The organism is Janthinobacterium sp. SUN100, from assembly GCF_030397705.1.
GTDB lineage: Bacteria > Pseudomonadota > Gammaproteobacteria > Burkholderiales > Burkholderiaceae_D > Janthinobacterium > Janthinobacterium kumbetense.
In genome coordinates this window covers 1,478,222-1,499,454 of sequence record NZ_JAPUBU010000001.1, presented here as the reverse complement: position 1 = coordinate 1,499,454, position 21,233 = coordinate 1,478,222, and the positions used below count along the sequence as shown (strand labels likewise).

Genomic DNA, 21,233 nt, shown 5'->3' with positions numbered 1-21,233 from the left:
GAGATTCACGATGAAATTGAAGTTCACGGTCTTCGCGGCTGCGGCCATGCTCGTGTCGAATGTGGCCCTGGCGGACGCCAAGCAGGCGCAAACCTGGATCGACAAGGAATTCCAGCCATCCAGCCTGAGCAAGCAGCAACAGCTTGCTGAAATGAAATGGTTCATCGATGCGGCGGCCAAGCTGAAAGCCAAGGGCATCAAGGAAATTTCCGTGGTCTCGGAAACCATCGACACCCACGTCTACGAATCGAAGACCCTGGCCAAGGCCTTCGAGGAAATCACGGGCATCAAGGTGCGCCACGACATCATCCAGGAAGGCGACGTGGTGGAAAAGCTGCAAACGTCGATGCAGTCCGGCAAGAGTATCTATGACGGCTGGATTTCCGATTCCGACCTGATCGGCACCCACTACCGCTATGGCGCCGTGGAACCCCTGTCCGACTACATGGCCGCCAAGGGCAAGGAATTCACGAATCCGGGCCTGGACTTGAAGGATTTCATCGGCATCAGCTTTACGACGGCGCCGGACGGCAAGGTGTATCAATTGCCCGACCAGCAATTCGCCAACCTGTACTGGTTCCGCGCCGACTGGTTCGCGCGCAAGGATTTGCAAGCCAAGTTCAAGGCCAAGTATGGCTACGAACTGGGCGTGCCGCAAAACTGGTCCGCGTATGAAGACATCGCCGATTTCTTCACGAATGACGTGAAGGAATTGGACGGCAAGAAAGTCTATGGCCACATGGATTACGGCAAGAAAGACCCGTCGCTGGGCTGGCGCTTCACCGATGCGTGGCTGTCGATGGCTGGCGCGGCCGACAAGGGCATTCCGAACGGCATGCCCGTCGACGAGTGGGGCATCAAGGTGGCGGCCGACAAGTGCACGCCCGTGGGCGCCTCGATGTCGCGCGGCGGCGCCACCAATTCGCCGGCGGCCGTCTTTGCGCTGACGAAATATATCGACTGGATGAAGAAATACGCGCCGCCGCAGGCAAACGGCATGAATTTCTCGGAATCGGGCCCCGTGCCGGCGCAGGGTGAAATCGCCCAGCAAATCTTCTGGTACACGGCGTTTACGGCCGGCATGACGAAACCGGGCTTGCCAGTGGTCAACAAGGACGGCACGCCGAAATGGCGCATGGCGCCGTCGCCGCACGGCCCGTACTGGAAAGAGGGCATGCAGAACGGCTACCAGGACGTCGGTTCCTGGTTCCTGTTCAAGTCCACGCCGGATGACCGCAAGGCCGCCGCCTGGCTGTACGCGCAATTCGTCACGTCGAAAACTGTGTCGCTGAAGAAATCCATCGTCGGTCTGACTTTTATTCGGGATTCCGACATCCGCCACGATTATTTTACGAAGCACGCGAACGAGTACGGCGGCTTGATCGAGTTCTACCGCAGCCCCGCCCGCGTGGCGTGGACGCCGACCGGCAACAACGTGCCCGACTATCCGAAGCTGGCGCAGTTGTGGTGGAAGAACGTGGCCACGGCGATTACGGCGGAAAAAACGCCGCAAGCCGCCATGGATAACCTGGCCGAGGAAATGGACCAGGTCATGGCGCGATTGCAGCGGGCCGGCATGAAGGCGTGCGCACCCAAGCTCAATCCGAAGGTCGATCCGAACCAGTATCTGTCGGACCAGCATGCCCCATGGAAAAAGCTGGCGAATGAAAAGCCGAAGGGTGAAACGATTGCCTACGATAAATTATTGCAGGCTTGGAAAGAAGGCAAGGTAAGGTAGTCGTGTAAGCTTCTGCCGGGGCTGTCCCGAGGGCACGGAGCGAATCGGCTCCGTGCCTGTTTTTACCCGATTTTCGCACCACCAGACAATGACCAAATACATACTTGCTTTAGATCAGGGCACCACCAGTTCGCGCGCCATCCTGTTCGACCATGCTGGCCGGCCGCACGCCAGCGCGCAGCGCGAGTTTCGCCAGATTTTTCCCCAGCCGGGCTGGGTCGAGCATGACGCGAACGACATCTGGGCTTCGCAAGAGGGCGTGCTGCAGCAGGTGTTGCGCGACAGCGGCGTGGCCGCATCCGACGTGGCCGCCATCGGCGTGACCAACCAGCGCGAAACGACGGTGCTGTGGGACCGCGCCACGGGCGCGCCCGTCGCCAACGCCATCGTCTGGCAAGACCGCAGAAACGCCGCTTACTGCGAGCAACTGGTCGAGCAGGGCAAGGCGGACGTGATCCAGCGCAAGACGGGACTCGTGCTGGACGCCTATTTTTCCGCCACCAAGTTGAAATGGCTGCTCGACAACGTTCCCGGCGCCCGCGCGCGCGCCGAACGGGGCGAGCTAGCCTTCGGCACCGTCGACAGCTGGCTGATCTACAAGATGAGCGGCGCCCACTTGACGGACACGAGCAACGCGGCGCGCACCATGCTGTTCAATATCCATACCTTGCAGTGGGACACGGACTTGCTGGCGCTGCTCGACATTCCCGCTTCCCTGCTGCCCGACGTCGTGCCATCGAGCGGCGTGGCGGCGCACACCTATACCGACTTGCTGGGCGTGTCCGTGCCGATTGCCGGCATCGCGGGCGACCAGCAGGCGGCCACCTTCGGCCAGGCCTGTCTGAAACCGGGCATGGCGAAGAATACCTACGGCACGGGTTGCTTCATGCTGATGAACGTGGGCAAGCGTCCCTTGCCATCGAAAAACCGGCTGTTGACGACGGTGGGCTGGAGCCTGGGCCCAGGATCGGATAAAACTGACTATTTGCTTGAAGGCAGCGCCTTTATCGCTGGCGCGGCCGTGCAATGGATGCGCGACGGCATCGGCATCATCCGCGACTCGTCCGAAGTGGAAGCCTTGGCCACCAGCGTGCCCGATTCGGGCGGCCTCGTCTTCGTGCCTGCGTTCGCGGGCCTGGGCGCGCCGTACTGGGACCCGTATGCGCGCGGCACCTTGATCGGCATCACGCGCGGCACGGGCAAGGCGCACATCGCGCGCGCGGCATTGGAGGGTGTGGCGTACCAGAACGTGGATGTGCTGTCCGCGATGCAGGACGACGCGGGCATCGCGCTATCCGAGCTGCGCGTCGACGGCGGCGCGGCCCGCAACGACATGCTGATGCAGTTCCAGGCCGACATCTTGAATGTGCCCGTGGTGCGCCCCGTGGTGACGGAAACGACGGCCCTGGGCGCCGCCTACCTGGCGGGCCTGGCCGTGGGTTTCTGGGACTCGCAGGAAGAAATCGCCGCCCAGTGGCAGGTGGGGCGCCGCTTCGAACCGGCCATGGCGGCCGACGAGCGCCTGACGCGCTTGCATAAATGGCAGCGCGCCGTGGAACGGTCGCGCGACTGGAGCGAGTGAAAACTCGTGCTCAGTGGCGCATGAAATACACGGTATAGCCCACCGTTTCGCGCGGCACCGAATACAGGTCGCGCAGCTCGAAATAGGACGCATGCACGTTGGCGCTGACGGCGATGCCGCTGCGCTCCAAAGCCAGGCGGAAGCGGGGCACGTGGAAATATTGCGTGGCCACCATGGCCGTGCGCCAGCCGTGCTCGCGCATTAGCGTAGCCGTATTGCGGGCCGTGGCCTCCGTGGTCCAGCCTTGATTATCCTCAATGATGGCGTTGGCCGGCACACCGCGCGACTGCAGGTAGCGGGCCATCGATGCTGCTTCATCAAAACCTTCCTTGCCCGTTGCCCCGCTGACGAGGATGCGCGGCGCCTGGTGTGCCTGGAATTGCTGGAGCGCCACGTCGAGACGTGCCTGCAGGCGGGGGCTGGGCGTACCGTCGGGCAGGATCGTGTTGCCCGGCACGACGATCACGTCGGCGGGCGCCAGCTTGTCGTTGAGTCCGGCCAGTACCAAGGCGGCGGTGGCCAGCAGGAAAGTGATCAGCGCCAGCAGGGCGGTCCATCGTATTGTTCGCATCGCTATGCATCCAGCAGGTTTTTCGTGAGCGCGACTGTAGCAGATGGCGGATGACTTGCGCGTTCTTAAGCCGGTGCAGGGGGATATTCGTCTATGCTAAGCTTGGTGATATGGCAACCCTGTGTGCCACCCCTCTGCATTGGAGAACCGCATGACAGCCGTATCCAGCATCCTGATCGCCATGGCCTTCGCCGCGCAGGCGGGCCAGTCCGACCCCTCGAACCAGTATGACCGCTCCGGATCCGCCGGGCGCGGCGACGATATCCAGCTCGTTTGCTATGGCGAGGCGGAAAAGATCACCATGGAAAACCGTTCCGGCATGGAGTGGGACAACGACAGGCACAGGTATGTGCAGAAATCCACGCTGGAGACGGGCAAGAGCAATTTCGATACGGCCGTGAATGTTTCCATTCACGGCAGCGCGGCGCAAATCCGCTTGCCGAAGCAGCTGATTCCACCGATTCATGCCGACAGCAACGATGGCTGGTGGGACGTGATGGATCTGGTCGTCGGTCACGATGAAATCCGCGGTCGTTTCCAGCTGAACGCCTTGAATCGTCCTACCCTCGTGATCAACCGCCGCAGCGGCGTGATCACGGTCGATGGCTTGATCAAGTTCAGCGGCCGCTGCGACGCCGATGACGGGCACCGGCGCTTTTAATCTCCGTACTTAGGCGGCGCTGGCCGCTTTCCGCGCGCGCTGGTTCGACAGATAAATATTGTCCTTTTCCAGCGGCTTGCCTTCGCGCACGGCAGCGAGCCACTCCTGTGTGCTGACGACGGCGGCGAAATTCGAGTGGAACACGGCGCTGAAGACGCGGTGGATTTCCTCGGCGCTGGCCGTGCCGCCCGCGTTGCTGTAGGGCAGGGTGCCCGTGGCGTCCTGCAGGAACTCGACTTGCAAGCCGTCGTGCGCGGCGTGGAAGATCGTGGCGGCATCGCAATTGTGCGTCATGTAGCCGACCACCGTCAGGGTGTCGATGCCGTGGCTGCCCAGCCAGGCCTGCAAGTCCGTGCCCGCGAAGACGCTGCCCATGACCTTGTTGATGCGGTGGTCGGCGGCAAAGGCGGCCACTTGCGGATGCAGCTGCCAGCCGTCGCTGCCCTTGGCAAAGATGGGAGAGGCTTCCGGCGCATCGTGCTGGACGACGATCACGGGCACGCCGGCGGCACGCGCGGCAGCCATGGCGGTGACGATGTTGGGCAGGGAAATATCGACGGATGGATATTCGATGGGCATGTCGCCCGTAAAGTATTCATTTTGCACGTCGATGACGAGCAGGGCGCGGCGCGGGGCGGTGGAAGCTTGGGTGGACATGGTTTCTCCTGGAACGGTTGAAAGAGGATGGACTTCCTCGATAGCGCCATTTTCAAGCCGCGCGCCGCAAATAAAAAGTGGCCCGAAGGCCTATGTGCGATAAAATCGGGCCATGCCTACCGTTCCTGCACCTTCCTCCCCCTTGAGCGTGGCCGTGATCGCCTTCGACGGCATGACGCCCTTCCACTTGTCCGTGCCTTGCCTCGTGTTTGGCGCCCAGACGGACGAGGCCGACCTGCCGCCTTTCCACGTGCGCGTGTGCGCCGCCGATCCTATTCCCTTGCGCACGGCGGCCGGCTTCGGCATCACGCCCGAGTTCGGTCTGGAAGGGCTGGAAGGGGCCGATATCGTCATCATGCCGGCCTGGCACGACGATTGCCGCGATGCGCCGCCGCCCCTGGTCGCGGCGCTGCAGGCCGCCAGCCGGCGCGGTGCGCGCATGGTGGGGCTGTGCCTGGGCGCGTTTCCCCTGGCGCAGGCGGGCTTGTTGGATGGCAAGAGCGCAGCCACGCACTGGGGCATGGCGGAGCGGCTGGCGACCCGCTATCCCAGGGTCAGGGTGGACCGGGAAGTGCTGTACGTGGACGATGGCGGCGTGCTGACGTCGGCCGGCGTGGCGGCCGGCCTCGATTGCTGCCTGTATCTGCTGCGCCAGCTGGCGGGTGCCGAGGTGGCCAACCGGGTGGCGCGCCGGCTGCTGGTGGCGCCGCACCGCCAGGGCGGGCAGGCGCAATTCATCGAGCGCCCGCTGCCCGTGTCCGGCAGCGAAGGGCGCTTCGCCGAGGTGCTGGCTTGCGTGACGGCCAATCTGGGCATACCCCACAGCATCGACGCGCTGGCCGAACGGGCCGCCATGAGCCGGCGCAACTTCACGCGCCATTTCCGCCAGGCGACGGGCACGTCGTTCAAGCAGTGGCTGCTGAACCAGCGTCTTGCGCATGCGCAAGGCTTGCTGGAAAAGAGCGGGGCCTCGATCGACCTCGTGGCGCAGGAGGCCGGCTTCGGCACGGCCCTGTCCTTGCGCCAGCACTTTCGGGCGAACCTGCAGACGTCGCCATCGGCGTACCGCAAGCTGTTCCGGCAGCAGCTAGGCCAGCTCGCTTGACCAGAGCAGCGCCGGGTCCCGGCTGCCCTGGGGCAGCATTGCGCTGACGGCGATTTGCCGCGCGATGAAGGCGGCCGGCTCGAAGGCATGGCGCTCCTGGAAGGACACGGTTTCCGCGCTCATCAGTTCCGCATAGGTTTGCATCAAGGTCGAGGCGCAGCGGTAATCGCCTTGCTCAAGATACGTGTCGATGGCGGCCAGCAGCACGGGGTAGTCGGCATTGTCCTTGCTGCCGCCGAAGTTGAACGACAGTTGCCCGCAGGCACGCCAGATGGGGTCTCGTTCATTCTGCGGTACCGGCTGCGTGCGCAGCCATTGCAAGGCTTTCAAGGGCGGGCCGCCGAACGACGGGGGCGAGATGATGGCCTGGATCGCCACCTTGACGGCGTCGTCGATTCTTCCCGCGCGCACATATTGGCCGTGCAGCAGCGCCAGCGCATCCGTGTATTCGGGCAGGAGGGCCAGCGCGGCTTCCAGCAGCGCGATGGCCGCGTCCGGGTTGCGCTGGGCGATCAATTCCTTGGCCGCCAGGAAGGCGGCGCGCGGTGAGGCGGGGTCGTCGGCCAAGGTGGGCAGCGCCACGTAGCCGTCTTCGTCTTCGTCTTCAGCGTCGCCGGCTGCCGCATGGGCGCGCAGGAAAGCTGCCAGGCTGGAAAAATTCGGCTGCAAGCGCCATTCGTCATGCCACGTTTCGACGACGATCGGTTCGGATGCTTCGCGGCCGATGGGCCAGTACAGGCCGAACGTGTCGCCATTGCCCAGCGCGCCTTCGAAGAAGGGATTGAAGCCGAGCGGCGGGTAGGGTGCGCTGTGTTGCCAGTCTTGTTCCACCGAGATGTGGGCGAGTTGTGCAGGTAGTAGCATGGAAGTGGCAGAGGAAAAAACGTCAGTGTAGAGCAAGCGGGCGCCACTGGCGCGCACCGTCGGAGCGTGTGGCGGCACGCCTGGCCTGGGGCATTGCCGTGCTGATAATCGCCGTGCTGATAAAATAATTGCTTCTTCGCCCAGGCCGGCCCCCATGTCCAGCATCCCCCATCCTGCCATCGAACTCAGCTTTCGTAGCTACGCGGAAATCGGCGCGCCGAACCGGCATGACTTCGTGCAGCTGGTGCTGCCCCTGCACGGCCAGTTGCTGCTGGATATCGACGGCAAGCAGGGCAAGGTGGATGCGCAGCAGGGCGTGGTGATCCCGGCCAATACCTGGCACGCCCAGCATAGCCGGGTTGCCAACCACTCGATCATTCTCGACGTGGATGCGGCGGCCGTGGAGCAGGGTAGCTGGGGCCGCCTGCTGGAGCGGCCGTATGCGGCGCTGGGGCCGGGGGCCCGCAAGCTGATCGAATACCTGGGCATCATGGCGGGGCAGCAGGCGCTGACGCCGGCCGTCATCCAGGGCTGGACACCGCTGCTGCTGGACACCTTGCTGCAGACCGCGCCGCAGGCCCGCTCGCGGCTGGCCGCGCTGCTGGCGCGCGTGCAGGCCGAGCCTGGCTTGCCCTGGTCGACGGCATCGATGGCGCGCTTTGCCAACCTCAGCGTCAGTCGCCTGCACGCACTGTTCCGCGAAGAAATGGATGCCAGTCCGCATGCCTGGCTACAGCAGCAGCGGATAGGGCGGGCCTGCGACTTGCTCACCGCCAGCGACGCCAGCATTGCCGAGATCGCGCTGGCGGCCGGCTTTTCCGAGCAGAGCGCGCTGACGCGGGCCATGCGCGACAGCATCGACGCCACGCCAGCCGCTTACCGGCGCCAACGTCGCGAGAACCGGTCAAAAACGCAGTAGATGGCGCCAAGAACGGGCGCGCCGCAGCGGCCACAATCTCCTTTTCGGGAGATTGAATATGTTGCAAAAGAATAAGACCCGCCTGGGCATGCTGGCCGGTATCGCCGCGGGCGCGCTGTGGGGCCTGGTGTTCCTGGCGCCGGCGCTGCTGCCCGCGTTCCAGCCGCTGGAATTGTCGGTGGGCCGCTACCTGGCCTACGGCCTGATTGCGGCCGTGCTGGTCGCGCCGTCGTGGCGGCGCCTGCTGCGCAGCCTGGGCTGGCGCGAATGGCGGGGCTTGATCTGGCTCAGCCTGACCGGCAACATCATCTATTACGTGCTGCTGGCCAGCGCCGTGCAGACGGGCGGGGTGGCCATGACGTCGATGGTGATCGGCCTGCTGCCGCTGGTCGTCACCGTGGTCGGCAGCCGCGACCACGATGCCGTGCCGCTGCGCAAGCTGCTCCCTTCGTTGCTGCTCAGCGGTGCCGGCTTGTTGTGCATCAGCTGGCAGTCGCTCGTGCATCCCGGCCATGCATCGCTGCTGGGACTGTTGTGCGCGCTGGCGGCGCTGCTGTCGTGGACGGTGTATGCCGTCGGCAACAGCCGCTGGCTGGGGCGCTTGCGCGCGGTGTCGGCGCAGGAGTGGAATCTGCTGACGGGCGTGGTGACGGGCGCGGCCGCATTGCTGCTGGCGATTCCCGTCGCGCTTGCGGCACCGGCCGCGCATGGCGGCACGGCATGGCTGCAGTTCGCCGGCCTCGTCACGGGTGTGGCGCTGCTGTGTTCAGTCGTCGGCAACGGCTTGTGGAATTACGCCAGCCGCGTGCTGCCGCTGACCTTGATGGGGCAGATGATCGTCTTTGAATTTCTGTTTGCCCTGTTGTACGGCTATGCGTGGGAGCGGCGCTGGCCCACCGCGGCGGAATCTGCGGCGACGGCGCTGCTGCTGGCGGGCGTGCTGGCTTGCGCGGTGGCGCACCGGCCGCAGCGGGCGGCCAGCGCGGTGGCGGCCCGGGTCGCATAAGGCGCGGCGCGGGCCAGGTTCTTCAGTCGCGTTCCGGCACCGGCACGTTGAAGCCGTTCAGCGTCGTCGATACCAGTGCGTACAGGCCCACGAGGTAGATCAGCTCGTTGATGCCATGCTGGCCGAAGGTGGCCAGCGCCAGGCGGTACAGCGGCTCTGGCAGCGTGCCGCCACGGCTGAGCGCGTAGGCCAGGTCGTAGGCCACGCTTTCCTGCTTGTCCAGGTCGAGCGGCTTGACGTCCGCTACCAGCGTGGCGAGGCGCTCGGCAGGCATGCCTTCGCGCTCCGCGACGGCGATGTGGGCGTAGATTTCATAGGCGGCGTTGTAGCGCGCGCCAACCACCAGGATGGCAATCTGGCGCACCTTGTCGGGCAGCGTGGCGTTGGCCGTCATGGCCAGGGTCAGGTTCCAGATCGCCTTGCCGATGGCCGGTTCGTGCAGCCACGGATTCCACGGCCCCATCAGGGCGCCATCTTCGCGCACGGCGATGAAATCGTTGAAATTGCTGGTGATGCCTTTGCGCATATCGTCGTACAGCGGCTTTTGTTCTTGTGTCAGGTCTTTCGGAGCGATCAGGGGCAGGCGCATGGAAACTCCTTGCAGGGTAGGTGGGCGGTGGGCGGCGGGAGCCAGCAGCCAGTATAGCCATCTGGCTGGCGGCTGCCTTACGCTATCGCACACGTGCGCGGCCTGCGCCTACCTGCGCGGTTCGTGGATGCGGAATTTCTTGACGATGCCGGCCTGGTCGAACATGACGGCCACTTCGCGCGTGCCTTTTTCGCCCAGCAGGGGGATCAGCCGCGTCACGCTGGGCGTTTTCAGCTGGTTCTTGTAGACCCAGACTTCATAGCCGGGATCGAAGCTGACGACGGTGGCGTTGCCCAGGGCCGCGTCGAGGTCGAGGCGGGTGGTCTTGCCGACCTTGATGTTTTGATAGATGGCGCCATTGTCCGGCGCACGGTTGACCTTGTATTCACTGGCGGTGCACATGGCCACGGCCAGGCCCGCGAGGCAGGAAGCTGCCAGTTTTATCAATGTGTTCATATGGACTCCCAGTGTGCATCACTGCTTCCAATCTCAGAGGGGACGGGCGTGATGTCAGGAGGGAGTGTGCTTGTGTCGCCGCGAATGTGCTACAAGATTATACAAAGGTGCAAAATTTGATGCTGTCGGTACCGGCTGGCGGTACCTTCACCGATTTTGCAGCACGTCGGTCGACAGCGCCAGGGTTTCCTTGATTTCTTCCATCACCACATAGCTCTTCGATTGCGCGGCGCCCGGCAACTGCAGCAGCATGTCGCCCAGCAACTTGCGGTACTCGGCCATTTCATGGATGCGCGCCTTGATCAGGTAATCGAAGTCGCCCGACACCAGGTGGCATTCCTGCACTTCGGGAATCTGCAGCACTTCGCGGCGGAACTGCTCGAAGGCGGACGCGGATTTTTGATTCAGCGTAATCTCTACAAAGACGAGCAGCTTGGCGCCCAGCGCGGCCGGGTTCACCTTGGCGTGGTAGCCCGTGATGACGCCGTCGCGCTCCATGCGCTTGACCCGCTCGATGCAGGGCGTGATGGACAATCCCACCTGTTCGCCCAGGTCTTTCATCGAGATGCGGCCATCCTGTTGCAGGATGCGCAGGATGTGGCGATCCAGCTTGTCGAGGCCACGTGCCGATTCTTTAAGGATTCTCATGATTTATTGCTGAATATCTCGATTTATACGTGAACAAATACTGGCTCTTTCCCAATATGATAGCGGTTAATCTGGCGTCAGCCTAAAAAAATATAATGAGGAAACTATGCGTATTGTGATTCTGGGTAGCGGCGTCATCGGCGTCACCAGTGCTTACTATCTGGCCAAGGCAGGACATGAGGTGACCGTCATCGACCGCCAGCCGGGCCCGGCACTGGAAACCAGCTTCGCGAATGCGGGGCAAATCTCGCCCGGCTACGCTTCGCCATGGGCTGCGCCCGGCATTCCCCTGAAAGCCGTGAAGTGGATGATGCAGCGCCACGCGCCCCTGGCCATCTCGCTCGACGGCAGCGCCGCCCAGCTGAAATGGATGTGGCAGATGTTGCGTAATTGCACACCGGAAGCGTATGCCGTGAACAAGGAACGCATGGTGCGCCTGGCCGAATACAGCCGCGACTGCTTCAAGGTGCTGCGCGCCGAGGCCGGCATCACGTATGAAGGCCGCCAGCAAGGCACGATGCAATTGTTCCGTACCGAAAAACAATACAACGATGCCGCCAAGGATATCGAAGTATTGAAAGACGCGGGCGTGCCGTATGAAGTGCTGCAGCGCAACGAACTGTCGCGCGCCGAGCCGGCCCTGGAAGCGGTCAAGGATAAACTGTTCGGCGGCTTGCGCCTGCCCAACGATGAAACGGGCGATTGCCAGCTGTTTACCACCCGTCTGTCCGAGATGGCCGAGGCGCTGGGCGTGAAGTTCCGTTATGGCGTGTCCATCGATGCATTGCTGACCCAGGGCGACGAAATTGCTGGCGTGCAATGCGGCGCGGAAATCGTCAAGGCCGATTCCTATGTCGTGGCGCTCGGCTCCTACTCGACGGGCTTCATGAAGCCGCTGCTGGACATTCCCGTGTATCCATTGAAGGGCTATTCGATCACCGTACCTATCGTCAACGCGGCCAAGGCGCCCGTGTCGACCATCCTCGATGAAACCTACAAGATCGCCGTCACGCGTTTCGACGACCGCATCCGCGTGGGCGGCATGGCGGAAATCGCCGGCTACAACCTGAACCTGAACCCGCGCCGCCGCGAAACGCTGGAAATGGTCGTCAACGACCTGTTCCCCGGCGGCGGCAATACGGCTGAGGCTACCTTCTGGACGGGCTTGCGTCCGATGACGCCGGACGGCACGCCGATCGTCGGCCGCACGCCGCTGCGCAATCTGTTCCTGAATACGGGCCACGGCACCCTGGGCTGGACCATGTCCTGCGGTTCCGCGCAATTGCTGGCCGACCTGATGTCGTCGAAAAAGCCGGCCATCCTGGCCGACGACCTGTCCGTCAGCCGCTACAGCGGCGCGCAGGGCAATGGCAAACTGCAGCACGCGGTGGCTTGAGATGGGGGCCAGCATGCCTCCGAAAGAGCGTAGCGGCGCCATCCTGACGGTAGACCTCGATGCCGTGCGCGCCAACTACCGCTTGCTGCGCGACAAGGCGCACCCGGCCGCCTGTTCGGCCGTCGTCAAATCCGACGCGTATGGCCTGGGTGCCGCGCAAGTGGGCGCGGCCCTGTATGAAGAAGGTTGCCGCCATTTCTTCGTGGCCCACCTGGAAGAGGGCATCAGCCTGCGCCCCCACGTGGCGCCGGACGCGTCCATCTTCGTGCTGCACGGCCCGCCCGTCGGCACGGAAGGCGAATTCACGGCCCATGGCTTGACGCCCGTGCTCAACAGCGAGCCGCAGGTGGCGGGCTGGCGCGCGCATGCAAAAGCGCTGGGCAGCACCCTGGACGCCATCGTGCAAGTCGATACGGGCATGTCGCGCATGGGCTTGTCGCCGCAGGAAATCGACGCCTGGCTGCTGGACCCGCACTTTCTTGACGGCATCAAGGTGCGCTACCTGATGAGCCACCTGGCCTGCGCCGACGAGCGGAGCAACCCCATGAATGGCGAGCAGTTGGCCCGTTTCATCGCCATCCGCGCCCGTTTGCCGCAGTACCGCGCCAGCCTGGCCAATTCCTCGGGCATCTTTTTGTCGCCCGATTACCACTTCGACCTGGTGCGTCCGGGCGCGGCCCTGTACGGCATCGGACCGCAGGGCGGCGAGCCGAATCCCCTGCGCTCGGTCGTGCGCCTGCAAGGCAAGGTCTTGCAGACGCGCACGATTGCCGCTGGCGACCACGTGGGCTACAGCCGCCGCTACACGGCCAGCGAGCCGCGCCAGGTGGCGACGGTGTCCGTCGGCTACGCCGATGGCTGGCTGCGCAGCATGAGCAACCAGGGCCTGGCCATCGTCGACGGCGTGAAAGTGCCGCAGATCGGCGCCATCTCGATGGATTCCATCACCCTCGACGTGAGCGCCATCGCCGGCGACCGCGTCGCGCCGGGCAGCCTGGTCGACCTGATCTGCGCCGAACACCCGGTCGACGCCGTGGCGGCCATGGCCAATACCATCGGCTACGAGGTGCTGACGAACCTGGGCGGGCGCTATTACCGCGAGTACCGGGGCCTGGCTGGCGGCGCACGCTAAGCAGCGCAAACCCCATGATTGTGTGGCAAGATAGTCCTGCAGTGAAGTTCACTCCAGGGCTATTTTTTCACCATCATCGGGGATATATATGAGTCAATATAACGTTGCTATCATCGTCGGCAGCCTGCGCAAGGATTCCTTCAACCGCAAGCTGGCCGACGCCATCATCAAGCTGGCGCCGCCCGAGTTTTCCTTCAAGCACATCGAAATCGGCGACTTGCCGCTGTACGACCAGGATGACGATGGCGCGCAGTCCGAGCAGGTGCTGCGCCTGAAATCGGAAATTTCCGCATCGCAAGCCTTGCTGTTTCTCACCCCCGAATACAACCGCTCGATTCCCGGCGTGCTGAAAAACGCCCTCGACCAGGGCTCGCGCCCGTACGGCCAGAGCGTGTGGGGCGGCAAGCCGGGCGCCGTGCTCGGCGTTTCCGTCGGCGCCACGGGTACGGCCCTGGCGCAGCAGCATTTGCGCAATGTGCTCGCCTACCTGGACGTGCCGCTGCTGGGACAGCCTGAAATGTTTATCCAGGCCAAGGAAGGCCTGTTCGACGAGCATGGCGGCATCGGCCCGGCCAGCCTGGGTTTCTTCCAGGGCTGGATGCAGCGCTACGTGGACTGGGTCCGCAAACACGCCATCCACGCTTGATGCATGTCAAGGCGGCAACGCTCGGCGTTGCCGCTTGTACACATTCTTTGACCATTGATGCCAAGATTTCAATATTGGCACGGGTGTCTCGGTATAATGCGCCCTTTCTTTAGCGCAATACTTCTTCTTGTCGACCCCATGTGGACTAAACCTGTTCTGCGCATGAATTTGCGCCGCTTGATCGTGCTCGTGGCCTTTACCAGCGCCCTGGTGTCCCTGGCCAATACCTTCTACGCCAGCTACAGCGTGCAGCGCCAGCTGCTGATCGATACCACCCTGGAAGCGAACCACGCGTATGCGAGCAAGCTGGCCAGCACGGCCGAGGATTTCCTGCAGTCGGCGCGCCAGCAGCTGGCCTACAGTGCGGGCGGCCTGCCTTCGCGCATGGGCGACGAGCAATGGCTGACGGACGAGGCGCAACGCCTGCGCCTGCAAACGAACAGTTTCAATTCCGTGCTCATCGTCGATGCCCAGGGCAAGGTGCTGGGCGTGTCGCCGGAAACCCTGGCCCTGAAAAACCGCACGCTCGATTCGGCCGGCGCCATCCAGGCGCTGCGCGAGCGGCGCCCGCTGGTGACGCAGCCGTACGTGTCGTCGGCCGGCAACCTGGTCGTGTTCATTTCGCATCCCATCCTGGGCAAGGATGGCCGCTACCTGGGCTACGTGGGCGGCAGCATTTACCTGAAACAGAAAAACATCCTGTACACCATGCTGGGCCAGCATTACTACCGCGACGGTTCCTACCTGTACGTGGTCGACCAGAACCGGCGCCTGCTGTACCACCCGGACCCCGACCGCCTGGGCGACGTGGCCGGCAGCAACGACGTCATCGACGCCATCATCGCGCAGCAGGGCGGCGGCAACCGGCGCATGAACAACAGCCTGGGCGTGGACATGCTGGCCGGCTACGCCATCATGCCGTCGACGGGCTGGGGCATCGTGGCGCAGCGCCCGACGGCCATGACCCTGGCCCCGCTGAACCAGCTGATGGCCAACACGGTATGGCACTCGCTGCCCATCGCCTTGCTGAGCCTGCCATTCATCTGGTGGCTGGCCAGCCTGATTTCGCGGCCCCTGGTGCAGCTGGCCGAAGGCGCGCGGCGCATGGATGCGCCCGGCACGGCCGAGCACATCGCCGCCATCCGCTCGTGGTATGTGGAGGCGGCGCAAATCAAGAAAGCCCTGCTGAAAGGCTTGGCATTGTTGCAGAACAAGATCGGCAAGTTGAAGACCGATGTGCAGACGGACCCGCTGACGGGCCTGTCGAACCGGCGCGGCATGGCGGCGGCACTGGAAGGGTGGCAGGCGCAGGCGCGGCCGTTTTCCGTCATCGCCATCGACATCGACCATTTCAAGCAAGTCAACGACCGCTGGGGCCATGCCGTGGGCGACGAAGTCATCCTGCGACTGGCGCAGCTGATGCGCGCCTGTTCGCGCGATGCCGACGTGCTGTGCCGCAATGGCGGCGATGAATTCATCATGCTGCTGCCCGATGCCGACCTCGACGTAGCCATGCAGGTGGCCGAGCGCTTGCGCGCCAAGGTGGCCGCCGCCGTGATTCCCGGCGCGGGCCTGGTCACGATATCGCTGGGCGTCGTGTCGTCTGAACAGGAAGCGGACAGCACGGACGCCGTGCTGCGCGCCGCCGATGCGGCCCTGTACGTGGCCAAGGAAAACGGCCGCAATTGCGTGGGCATCACGGAGCCCGCCTGAGGCGGTTTTCCGTTGGACCGGCTTGATCTTGTCATTCGGCAAACGTCAAACTGATCCTATGTTTTCTCCCGTTTCTGAGTCTGTTATGTTTTACCCGGAAAGCCTAGAGTGGAGGCCTGGGTAAAACAGACGTCACACGTCGGGAAGGCAACACATGTTAGGGCTTACGGCACTGGAACTGGCGCGCGTCCAGTTCGGCTTCACCATCTCGTTCCACATCATTTTTCCTGCAATCACGATCGGCCTGGCCAGTTACCTGACGGTGCTGGAAGCGGCGTGGCTGCGCACGCAGGACGGCGTGTACCGCGACCTGTACCATTTCTGGTCGAAGATTTTCGCCGTCAACTTCGGCATGGGCGTCGTTTCCGGCCTCGTCATGGCGTACCAGTTCGGCACCAACTGGAGTTTCTTTTCCGATTACGCGGGCAGCATCACGGGGCCGCTGCTGGCCTATGAAGTGCTGACGGCCTTCTTCCTGGAAGCGGGCTTCCTCGGCGTGATGCTGTTCGGCTGGCACCGCGTGGGGCCCGGCCTGCACATGTTCGCCACGGCCATGGTGGCGCTGGGCACCTTGATTTCCGCCACGTGGATCATCGCCTCGAACAGCTGGATGCAGACGCCGCAGGGCCATGAAATCATCGACGGGCGGGTCGTGCCCGTGGACTGGCTGGCCGTCATCTTCAATCCCTCGTTCCCGTACCGGCTGCTGCACATGAGCGTGGCCGCCTTCCTCGCCACGGCCTTGCTGGTGGTGGCGTCGGCCGCCTGGCATTTGCTGCGCGGCAACGACAATGCGGCCATCCGCAAGATGATGACCATGGGCTTGTCCATGCTGCTGGTCGTCGCGCCCATCCAGGCCGTCATCGGCGACGTGCACGGCTTGAATACCCTCGAGCACCAGCCGGCCAAGCTGGCCGCCATGGAAGGCCACTGGGAAAACACGGGCAACGAAGGCACGCCGCTGATCCTGTTCGGCTGGCCCGACATGGCGCGCGAAGAAACCCTGTACAAGGTGGAAATTCCCCGCTTGGGCGGCCTGATCCTCGCGCACGACTGGAATGGCACGATTCCCGCCCTGAAGGAATTTGCGCCGCGCGACCGGCCCCCTTCCGCCGTCGTGTTCTGGTCGTTCCGCCTGATGGCGGGGCTGGGCATGCTGATGATCGCGCTGGGCATCTGGAGCGCATGGTTGCGCTGGCGCAATACCTTGTGGCGTTCGCGCCTGTTCCTGCGCTGCGCCCTGTGGATGGGACCGAGCGGACTGGTGGCCATGCTGGCCGGCTGGTACACGACGGAAATCGGCCGCCAGCCGTGGACCGTGTACGGCTTGCTGCGCACGGAGGATGCCGTCTCGGCCCACGGCGCCACGCAGCTGGGCATCACCTTGCTGTTGTTCATCGTCATCTATTTTGCCGTGTTCGGCACGGGCATCGGCTACCTGCTGCGCCTGATCCGGGTGGGGCCGCAGCCGCACGAAGGGGCGAGCGTCGAGCATGGCGGCCCCGGCCAGGAACGCACGCCTGCACGGCCGATGTCGGCCGCGCATCTGGAAGAGCAAGCGCAAGGAGGACATTCGCATGGGCATTGATCTACCGCTACTGTGGGCCATTATTATCCTGTTCAGCATCATGATGTATGTCGTGATGGATGGCTTCGACCTGGGCATCGGCATCCTGTATCCGTTTTTCCAGGACAAGAGCGAGCGCGACGTGATGATGAATACGGTGGCGCCCGTCTGGGATGGCAATGAAACCTGGCTGGTGCTGGGCGGCGCCGGCATGCTGGCGGCCTTTCCGCTCGCGTATTCCGTCGTGCTCAGCGCCTGCTATCTGCCGCTCAGCTTCATGCTGATGGGCCTGATCTTCCGCGGCGTGGCCTTCGAATTCCGCTTCAAGGCGCGCGAACACGAGCGCCACGTGTGGGACAAGGCCTTCATCGCCGGTTCGGTGGCGGCCGCCTTCTTCCAGGGGGTGACCCTGGGCGCCTACATCCAGGGCATGCCGGTGGTCAACCGCAGCTATGCGGGCGGCGCGCTGGACTGGCTCACGCCGTTTTCCCTGTTCACGGGCGCCGGGCTGGTGGCGGCGTATGCCTTGCTGGGCAGCACCTGGCTGATCATGAAGACGCAGGGCGGCCTGCAGGCGCGCGCCGTACGCCTCACGCGCGTGCTCGTCTGGCTGCTGCTGGGCGTGATCGCCGTCATCAGCGTCTGGACGCCGCTGGTCGACCCGGCCATCGCCGCGCGCTGGTTTGCGCTGCCGCAATTGTTCTGGTTTCTGCCCGTGCCGCTGCTGGTGCTGGGCGCGGGCTGGCTGCTGCTGCGCTCCCTGCGGCAGGGGCGGCAGGTGGCGCCGTTCCTGTGCACGCTGGCGCTCGTCTTCCTCGGCTATACGGGCCTGGGCATCAGCGTGTGGCCGCACATCATCCCGCCATCGGTCTCGATCTGGGAAGCGTCGTCGCCGCCGCAAAGCCAGGGCTTTACGCTGGTGGGCGCGCTGTTCATCATTCCCGTGATCCTGATGTATACGGTGTGGTCATATTATGTGTTTCGTGGCAAAGTCCTGCCGGAAGATGGCTATCACTGATGCAAGGACAACAGACATGGTGGAAACGACTGGCCTGGATGGCCGGCCTCTGGCTGGCCAGCGTGGCGACGCTGGGCTTGGCGGCTTGGGCGATGCGCCTGCTGATGCGGGCGGCGGGGATGGGCAGCTGATGGCGGACGGGCAAGCATCCGGCATCCGCTGCGAGGTCGGCGGCCGGCGCCATCCGCTGGCCTTCCTCGGCTGCCGCGGACTCAATTACGGCCAGCACAGCGCGCTGCCGCTGCATCCGTTCCGCCTGAGCGTGCCGGAAACGGCGCTGGCCGGCTTGCTCGACGAGCCGTTCAACAGTTTTCTCCAGACTTGCCGCGAAGACGATTTGCAGTACGAGGAAAGCGACTTGCCCGAGCTGATGCATGCCGGCTATCCCGACATCACGGCCATGCTGGCGGGCCACCGGCCGTTGCTGGCCGGAATGCTGCTCGACTTCATGATCGGCGATGTGATGGATGCGATCGGGCGCGCCAGCGGCTACCGGCCCCTGCACGCGCGCTACTGGGGCGATGTCGAGGCGGCGGACGCCCGCGCGTACTTCACCGTGAATCAAGTGCAGACCGTGTCGTTTGCCGATGGCCAGGTCATCTTCGAAGGGCAGGGCTACTACGGCGTGTACGTGATCTGGCTGACGCATGGCCGGCGAGCGTGAATAGGGACTTGACCTTCCTCATGTGGGAAGGTTTATAGTGGTGTCATGAACCGTGCCTTTTCCCGCTTTCTCGCCCGCTCGCTGCTCTGGCTGCTGGCCGTCACGCTGCCCATGCAGGGATTTGCGTCGGCCATGCGCAGCTGCTGCGTGGACGAGTTGGCGGCGGTGGTCACGGTTGCCGTCGAGGCGCTGCCAACGCCCCAGTGCCACAGTATGGCCGACATGGCCGACATGCTGGTGGCGGACCAGCCGATGAAAATGGCCATGGACGATGGCGGCGCCATGCACCATGGCCACGATTGCAGCAACCATGGCGCCTGCACCGTGGGCGCCGCGGCGCCGCCCGGCATGCCGCCCCTGCATGCCTTGACCCTGCGCGCGCCGCTCCCGGCGCTGGCGCCCGATTCCCTGTTCGCCGGGCATATCCCGTCCGGTCCCGAACGTCCCCCGAGAAGCACGCGCTCCGCCTGACCGCCCGTTGAACCTGGCGGTGCCGCCGTCGCACGTCCCTGCAGCTTGTATCGTGCACCTTGCTCCGGCCGCGCCAGCGTTCCAGTCGCGCGCCCGCCGCGCCATACCCTGCTCTTCAAGGAATACCATGAAATACCTGTTCAGCTTTGCGCTGGCTGTGCTGCCGCTGGCCGCCGCAGCGCAGTCCCAGCCCGCCCCGCAAGAGGCGCAAGCCTCCGTGCCGGCCACCACTTACCGCTCCGCCTTCGCCGGCTACCGTCCCGCCGCCGAGGAAGACGCCACGCCCGACCAGGCCTGGCGCGCCGTCAACGACAAGGTCGGCAAGGCCGGCGGCCACATGGGCATGATGAAGATGGAAGGCCACAAGATGGAAGGCCATGCCATGAAGGGCCACACGATGCCGATGGATAAGCCCAGCCCCAAGCCCGATGCCCAGCCGGCCCCGCAACATCAGCACGAAGGACACTGACATGCCACGTTTCACCAAATCAACTTGCCTCACGCCGCTGGCGCTGGCGGCCGTCCTGCTGCTCAGCGGCTGCGCCAGCTTCAGCGCCGATGGCGGCATGCAGGCCGTGTCCGCGCTGGCGGATGCCCGCACGGGCGCGCCCGAGGCGCTGGCCGACAAGGGCGGCGAGGAAAAACTGGCGACCTTGCTGGCCCAGCCCCTGGACGCGGACGGCGCCGTGCGCATCGCCCTGATGAACAACCACGGCATGAAAGTGGCGCTGGCCGAACTGGGCGCGTCCGAGGCGGACCTGGTGCAGGCGGGGCGCTTGCGCAATCCCGGCCTGTCGTTCGGCCGCTCGCATGGCAGTCACGGCAATGAAATCGACCGCGGCGTCAGCTTCGACCTGGCCGGCTTGCTGACCATGCCGATGCGCGTGAACATCGAACGGGGCCGTTTCGAGCAAGCCAAGCTGCAAGCGGCCGGCAGCGCCGTGCAACTGGCGTCGGATACGCGCCGCGCCTACTTCAACGCGGTGGCTGCCGTGCAGACGGAACAGTTCATGCAGCGGGCGCTGCTGTCGGCCGAGGCGGGCGCCGAACTGGCCACGCGCTTGCAGCAGGCGGGCAACTGGAGCCGCCTCGACCAGGCGCGCCAGCAAGTGTTTTACGCGGACGCCGTCGGCGACCTGGCCCGCGCGCGCCACCAGGCCACGGCCACGCGCGAGCACCTGACGCGCTTGCTGGGCCTGTGGGGCAAGCAGACGACGTTCACTTTGCCGTCGCGCTTGCCCGATTTGCCGGCCAAGCCAGCCGAGGCGGGCAATATCGAGGCGCAAGCCATGGAGCAGCGCCTCGACGTGCAGATGAGTAAACTCGACGCGCACGCGACGGCCAGCGCGCTGGGCCTGTCCAAGGTGACGGGTTTCATCAACGTGCTCGACGTGGGCTACACCAACAAGAGCACGAGCGAGGCGCCGCGCGAAAACGGCTACGAAGTGTCGCTGGAGCTGCCCCTGTTCGACTGGGGTTCGGCGCGCAATGCGAAGGCGCAAGCCTTGTATGAGCAGTCGCTGCAGCGCACGGCGGGCACGGCCGTACGGGCCCGCTCGGAAGTGCGCGAGGCGTATTCCAGCTACCGCACGGCCTACGACCTGGCGCGCCACTACTGCGATGAAGTCGTGCCGCTGCGCAAGACGATTTCGCATGAAGTATTGCTGCGCTACAACGGCATGCTGGCCAGCGTCTTCGAACTGCTGGCCGATGCGCGCGAGCAAGTTGCCAGCGTCAACGGCGCCATCGACACCCAGCGCGATTTCTGGATTGCGCAAACTGAACTGCAAGGCGCCATCAATGGCAGCGGTCTTGCCAACAAGGAATAAT

The 21,233-nt window shown here is 64.4% G+C and carries 23 protein-coding genes; 17 read left to right on the top strand and 6 right to left on the bottom strand.

Annotated elements, in window-relative coordinates:
• Positions 1-10: 10 nt before the first annotated feature.
• On the top strand, positions 11-1,738 hold the full coding sequence (locus O0881_RS06580) for an extracellular solute-binding protein (protein WP_289910653.1): 1,728 nt from the start codon (positions 11-13) through the stop codon (positions 1,736-1,738).
• A gap of 88 nt (positions 1,739-1,826) precedes the next feature.
• A complete protein-coding gene (glpK, locus tag O0881_RS06575) occupies positions 1,827-3,320 on the top strand; it encodes a glycerol kinase GlpK (RefSeq protein WP_289910652.1) in 1,494 nt (497 codons plus the stop codon).
• Between the two features lie 10 nt (positions 3,321-3,330).
• On the opposite strand, the gene O0881_RS06570 is transcribed toward glpK, so the two are convergent.
• The gene (locus O0881_RS06570; RefSeq protein WP_289910651.1) at positions 3,331-3,891 is read right to left on the bottom strand and encodes a YdcF family protein; all 561 of its coding nucleotides are present in this window, start codon (positions 3,889-3,891) and stop codon (positions 3,331-3,333) included.
• 151 nt (positions 3,892-4,042) lie between these two features.
• Here O0881_RS06570 and O0881_RS06565 point away from each other — a divergent pair, with 151 nt between their 5' ends.
• A complete protein-coding gene (locus tag O0881_RS06565; RefSeq protein ID WP_289910650.1) occupies positions 4,043-4,552 on the top strand; it encodes a hypothetical protein in 510 nt (169 codons plus the stop codon).
• A 9-nt stretch (positions 4,553-4,561) separates the two neighbouring features.
• On the opposite strand, the gene O0881_RS06560 is transcribed toward O0881_RS06565, so the two are convergent.
• Positions 4,562-5,209 carry a cysteine hydrolase family protein gene (locus O0881_RS06560; RefSeq protein WP_289910649.1) on the bottom strand — a complete coding sequence of 216 codons (648 nt, stop codon included), beginning with the start codon at positions 5,207-5,209 and terminating at the stop codon, positions 4,562-4,564.
• 112 nt (positions 5,210-5,321) lie between these two features.
• Between O0881_RS06560 and O0881_RS06555 the strand changes: the two genes are divergently transcribed.
• Positions 5,322-6,314, top strand: a complete 993-nt coding sequence (locus tag O0881_RS06555) for a helix-turn-helix domain-containing protein (RefSeq protein WP_289910648.1) — start codon at positions 5,322-5,324, stop codon at positions 6,312-6,314.
• Here the strand turns inward: O0881_RS06555 and O0881_RS06550 are convergent.
• Positions 6,297-7,178 (bottom strand): tetratricopeptide repeat protein, encoded by an 882-nt coding sequence (locus O0881_RS06550; RefSeq protein ID WP_289910647.1) that lies wholly within the window; start codon positions 7,176-7,178, stop codon positions 6,297-6,299. The two genes, O0881_RS06555 and O0881_RS06550, sit on opposite strands and share 18 nt — an antisense overlap.
• A gap of 154 nt (positions 7,179-7,332) precedes the next feature.
• On the opposite strand from O0881_RS06550, the gene O0881_RS06545 reads away from it, so the two are divergent.
• Positions 7,333-8,097 (top strand): AraC family transcriptional regulator, encoded by a 765-nt coding sequence (locus O0881_RS06545; protein ID WP_289910646.1) that lies wholly within the window; start codon positions 7,333-7,335, stop codon positions 8,095-8,097.
• A 58-nt stretch (positions 8,098-8,155) separates the two neighbouring features.
• Complete coding sequence (locus tag O0881_RS06540; protein WP_289910645.1) at positions 8,156-9,103, top strand: DMT family transporter; 948 nt, start codon at positions 8,156-8,158, stop codon at positions 9,101-9,103.
• 22 nt (positions 9,104-9,125) lie between these two features.
• On the opposite strand, the gene O0881_RS06535 is transcribed toward O0881_RS06540, so the two are convergent.
• The 3 genes from O0881_RS06535 to O0881_RS06525 all read right to left on the bottom strand — a co-directional run bounded on the left by O0881_RS06535 (position 9,126) and on the right by O0881_RS06525 (position 10,796).
• Positions 9,126-9,692 (bottom strand): carboxymuconolactone decarboxylase family protein, encoded by a 567-nt coding sequence (locus O0881_RS06535; RefSeq protein ID WP_289910644.1) that lies wholly within the window; start codon positions 9,690-9,692, stop codon positions 9,126-9,128.
• Between the two features lie 108 nt (positions 9,693-9,800).
• Positions 9,801-10,148, bottom strand: a complete 348-nt coding sequence (locus tag O0881_RS06530; RefSeq protein WP_099667338.1) for a hypothetical protein — start codon at positions 10,146-10,148, stop codon at positions 9,801-9,803.
• A gap of 147 nt (positions 10,149-10,295) precedes the next feature.
• Complete coding sequence (locus tag O0881_RS06525) at positions 10,296-10,796, bottom strand: Lrp/AsnC ligand binding domain-containing protein (RefSeq protein WP_070222192.1); 501 nt, start codon at positions 10,794-10,796, stop codon at positions 10,296-10,298.
• Between the two features lie 106 nt (positions 10,797-10,902).
• Here O0881_RS06525 and O0881_RS06520 point away from each other — a divergent pair, with 106 nt between their 5' ends.
• From O0881_RS06520 to O0881_RS06470, 11 genes are all read left to right on the top strand, one after another.
• Positions 10,903-12,192 (top strand): D-amino acid dehydrogenase, encoded by a 1,290-nt coding sequence (locus tag O0881_RS06520; protein ID WP_099667339.1) that lies wholly within the window; start codon positions 10,903-10,905, stop codon positions 12,190-12,192.
• 13 nt (positions 12,193-12,205) lie between these two features.
• Positions 12,206-13,324 (top strand): alanine racemase, encoded by a 1,119-nt coding sequence (alr, locus tag O0881_RS06515; protein ID WP_289910643.1) that lies wholly within the window; start codon positions 12,206-12,208, stop codon positions 13,322-13,324.
• An 88-nt stretch (positions 13,325-13,412) separates the two neighbouring features.
• Positions 13,413-13,970, top strand: coding sequence for an NAD(P)H-dependent oxidoreductase (locus O0881_RS06510; RefSeq protein ID WP_099667341.1), 558 nt, complete (start codon positions 13,413-13,415; stop codon positions 13,968-13,970).
• Positions 13,971-14,132: 162 nt separating this feature from the next.
• Positions 14,133-15,683 carry a sensor domain-containing diguanylate cyclase gene (locus O0881_RS06505; protein WP_289910642.1) on the top strand — a complete coding sequence of 517 codons (1,551 nt, stop codon included), beginning with the start codon at positions 14,133-14,135 and terminating at the stop codon, positions 15,681-15,683.
• A gap of 154 nt (positions 15,684-15,837) precedes the next feature.
• The gene (locus tag O0881_RS06500; RefSeq protein ID WP_289910641.1) at positions 15,838-17,271 is read left to right on the top strand and encodes a cytochrome ubiquinol oxidase subunit I; all 1,434 of its coding nucleotides are present in this window, start codon (positions 15,838-15,840) and stop codon (positions 17,269-17,271) included.
• Positions 17,261-18,268 (top strand): cytochrome d ubiquinol oxidase subunit II, encoded by a 1,008-nt coding sequence (gene cydB, locus O0881_RS06495; protein WP_289910639.1) that lies wholly within the window; start codon positions 17,261-17,263, stop codon positions 18,266-18,268. The genes O0881_RS06500 and cydB overlap by 11 nt, the downstream gene beginning before the upstream one ends.
• Positions 18,268-18,399 (top strand): DUF2474 domain-containing protein, encoded by a 132-nt coding sequence (locus O0881_RS06490; protein WP_289910638.1) that lies wholly within the window; start codon positions 18,268-18,270, stop codon positions 18,397-18,399. Before cydB ends, O0881_RS06490 begins: the two co-directional genes overlap by 1 nt.
• On the top strand, positions 18,399-18,932 hold the full coding sequence (locus O0881_RS06485; RefSeq protein ID WP_289910637.1) for a hypothetical protein: 534 nt from the start codon (positions 18,399-18,401) through the stop codon (positions 18,930-18,932). The genes O0881_RS06490 and O0881_RS06485 overlap by 1 nt, the downstream gene beginning before the upstream one ends.
• A 45-nt stretch (positions 18,933-18,977) precedes the next feature.
• Positions 18,978-19,403 carry a hypothetical protein gene (locus O0881_RS06480; protein WP_289910636.1) on the top strand — a complete coding sequence of 142 codons (426 nt, stop codon included), beginning with the start codon at positions 18,978-18,980 and terminating at the stop codon, positions 19,401-19,403.
• A gap of 127 nt (positions 19,404-19,530) precedes the next feature.
• On the top strand, positions 19,531-19,872 hold the full coding sequence (locus O0881_RS06475; protein WP_289910635.1) for a hypothetical protein: 342 nt from the start codon (positions 19,531-19,533) through the stop codon (positions 19,870-19,872).
• 1 nt (position 19,873) lies between these two features.
• Positions 19,874-21,232 carry a TolC family protein gene (locus tag O0881_RS06470; protein ID WP_289910634.1) on the top strand — a complete coding sequence of 453 codons (1,359 nt, stop codon included), beginning with the start codon at positions 19,874-19,876 and terminating at the stop codon, positions 21,230-21,232.
• Position 21,233 lies beyond the last annotated feature (1 nt).

Coding starts and splice junctions, on each gene's coding strand:
- O0881_RS06580 (WP_289910653.1), top strand. CDS start 11: ATGAAATTGAAGTTCACGGTCTTCGCGGCTGCGGCCATGCTCGTGTCG.
- glpK (WP_289910652.1), top strand. CDS start 1,827: ATGACCAAATACATACTTGCTTTAGATCAGGGCACCACCAGTTCGCGC.
- O0881_RS06570 (WP_289910651.1), bottom strand. CDS start 3,891: ATGCGAACAATACGATGGACCGCCCTGCTGGCGCTGATCACTTTCCTG.
- O0881_RS06565 (WP_289910650.1), top strand. CDS start 4,043: ATGACAGCCGTATCCAGCATCCTGATCGCCATGGCCTTCGCCGCGCAG.
- O0881_RS06560 (WP_289910649.1), bottom strand. CDS start 5,209: ATGTCCACCCAAGCTTCCACCGCCCCGCGCCGCGCCCTGCTCGTCATC.
- O0881_RS06555 (WP_289910648.1), top strand. CDS start 5,322: ATGCCTACCGTTCCTGCACCTTCCTCCCCCTTGAGCGTGGCCGTGATC.
- O0881_RS06550 (WP_289910647.1), bottom strand. CDS start 7,178: ATGCTACTACCTGCACAACTCGCCCACATCTCGGTGGAACAAGACTGG.
- O0881_RS06545 (WP_289910646.1), top strand. CDS start 7,333: ATGTCCAGCATCCCCCATCCTGCCATCGAACTCAGCTTTCGTAGCTAC.
- O0881_RS06540 (WP_289910645.1), top strand. CDS start 8,156: ATGTTGCAAAAGAATAAGACCCGCCTGGGCATGCTGGCCGGTATCGCC.
- O0881_RS06535 (WP_289910644.1), bottom strand. CDS start 9,692: ATGCGCCTGCCCCTGATCGCTCCGAAAGACCTGACACAAGAACAAAAG.
- O0881_RS06530 (WP_099667338.1), bottom strand. CDS start 10,148: ATGAACACATTGATAAAACTGGCAGCTTCCTGCCTCGCGGGCCTGGCC.
- O0881_RS06525 (WP_070222192.1), bottom strand. CDS start 10,796: ATGAGAATCCTTAAAGAATCGGCACGTGGCCTCGACAAGCTGGATCGC.
- O0881_RS06520 (WP_099667339.1), top strand. CDS start 10,903: ATGCGTATTGTGATTCTGGGTAGCGGCGTCATCGGCGTCACCAGTGCT.
- alr (WP_289910643.1), top strand. CDS start 12,206: ATGCCTCCGAAAGAGCGTAGCGGCGCCATCCTGACGGTAGACCTCGAT.
- O0881_RS06510 (WP_099667341.1), top strand. CDS start 13,413: ATGAGTCAATATAACGTTGCTATCATCGTCGGCAGCCTGCGCAAGGAT.
- O0881_RS06505 (WP_289910642.1), top strand. CDS start 14,133: ATGAATTTGCGCCGCTTGATCGTGCTCGTGGCCTTTACCAGCGCCCTG.
- O0881_RS06500 (WP_289910641.1), top strand. CDS start 15,838: ATGTTAGGGCTTACGGCACTGGAACTGGCGCGCGTCCAGTTCGGCTTC.
- cydB (WP_289910639.1), top strand. CDS start 17,261: ATGGGCATTGATCTACCGCTACTGTGGGCCATTATTATCCTGTTCAGC.
- O0881_RS06490 (WP_289910638.1), top strand. CDS start 18,268: ATGCAAGGACAACAGACATGGTGGAAACGACTGGCCTGGATGGCCGGC.
- O0881_RS06485 (WP_289910637.1), top strand. CDS start 18,399: ATGGCGGACGGGCAAGCATCCGGCATCCGCTGCGAGGTCGGCGGCCGG.
- O0881_RS06480 (WP_289910636.1), top strand. CDS start 18,978: ATGAACCGTGCCTTTTCCCGCTTTCTCGCCCGCTCGCTGCTCTGGCTG.
- O0881_RS06475 (WP_289910635.1), top strand. CDS start 19,531: ATGAAATACCTGTTCAGCTTTGCGCTGGCTGTGCTGCCGCTGGCCGCC.
- O0881_RS06470 (WP_289910634.1), top strand. CDS start 19,874: ATGCCACGTTTCACCAAATCAACTTGCCTCACGCCGCTGGCGCTGGCG.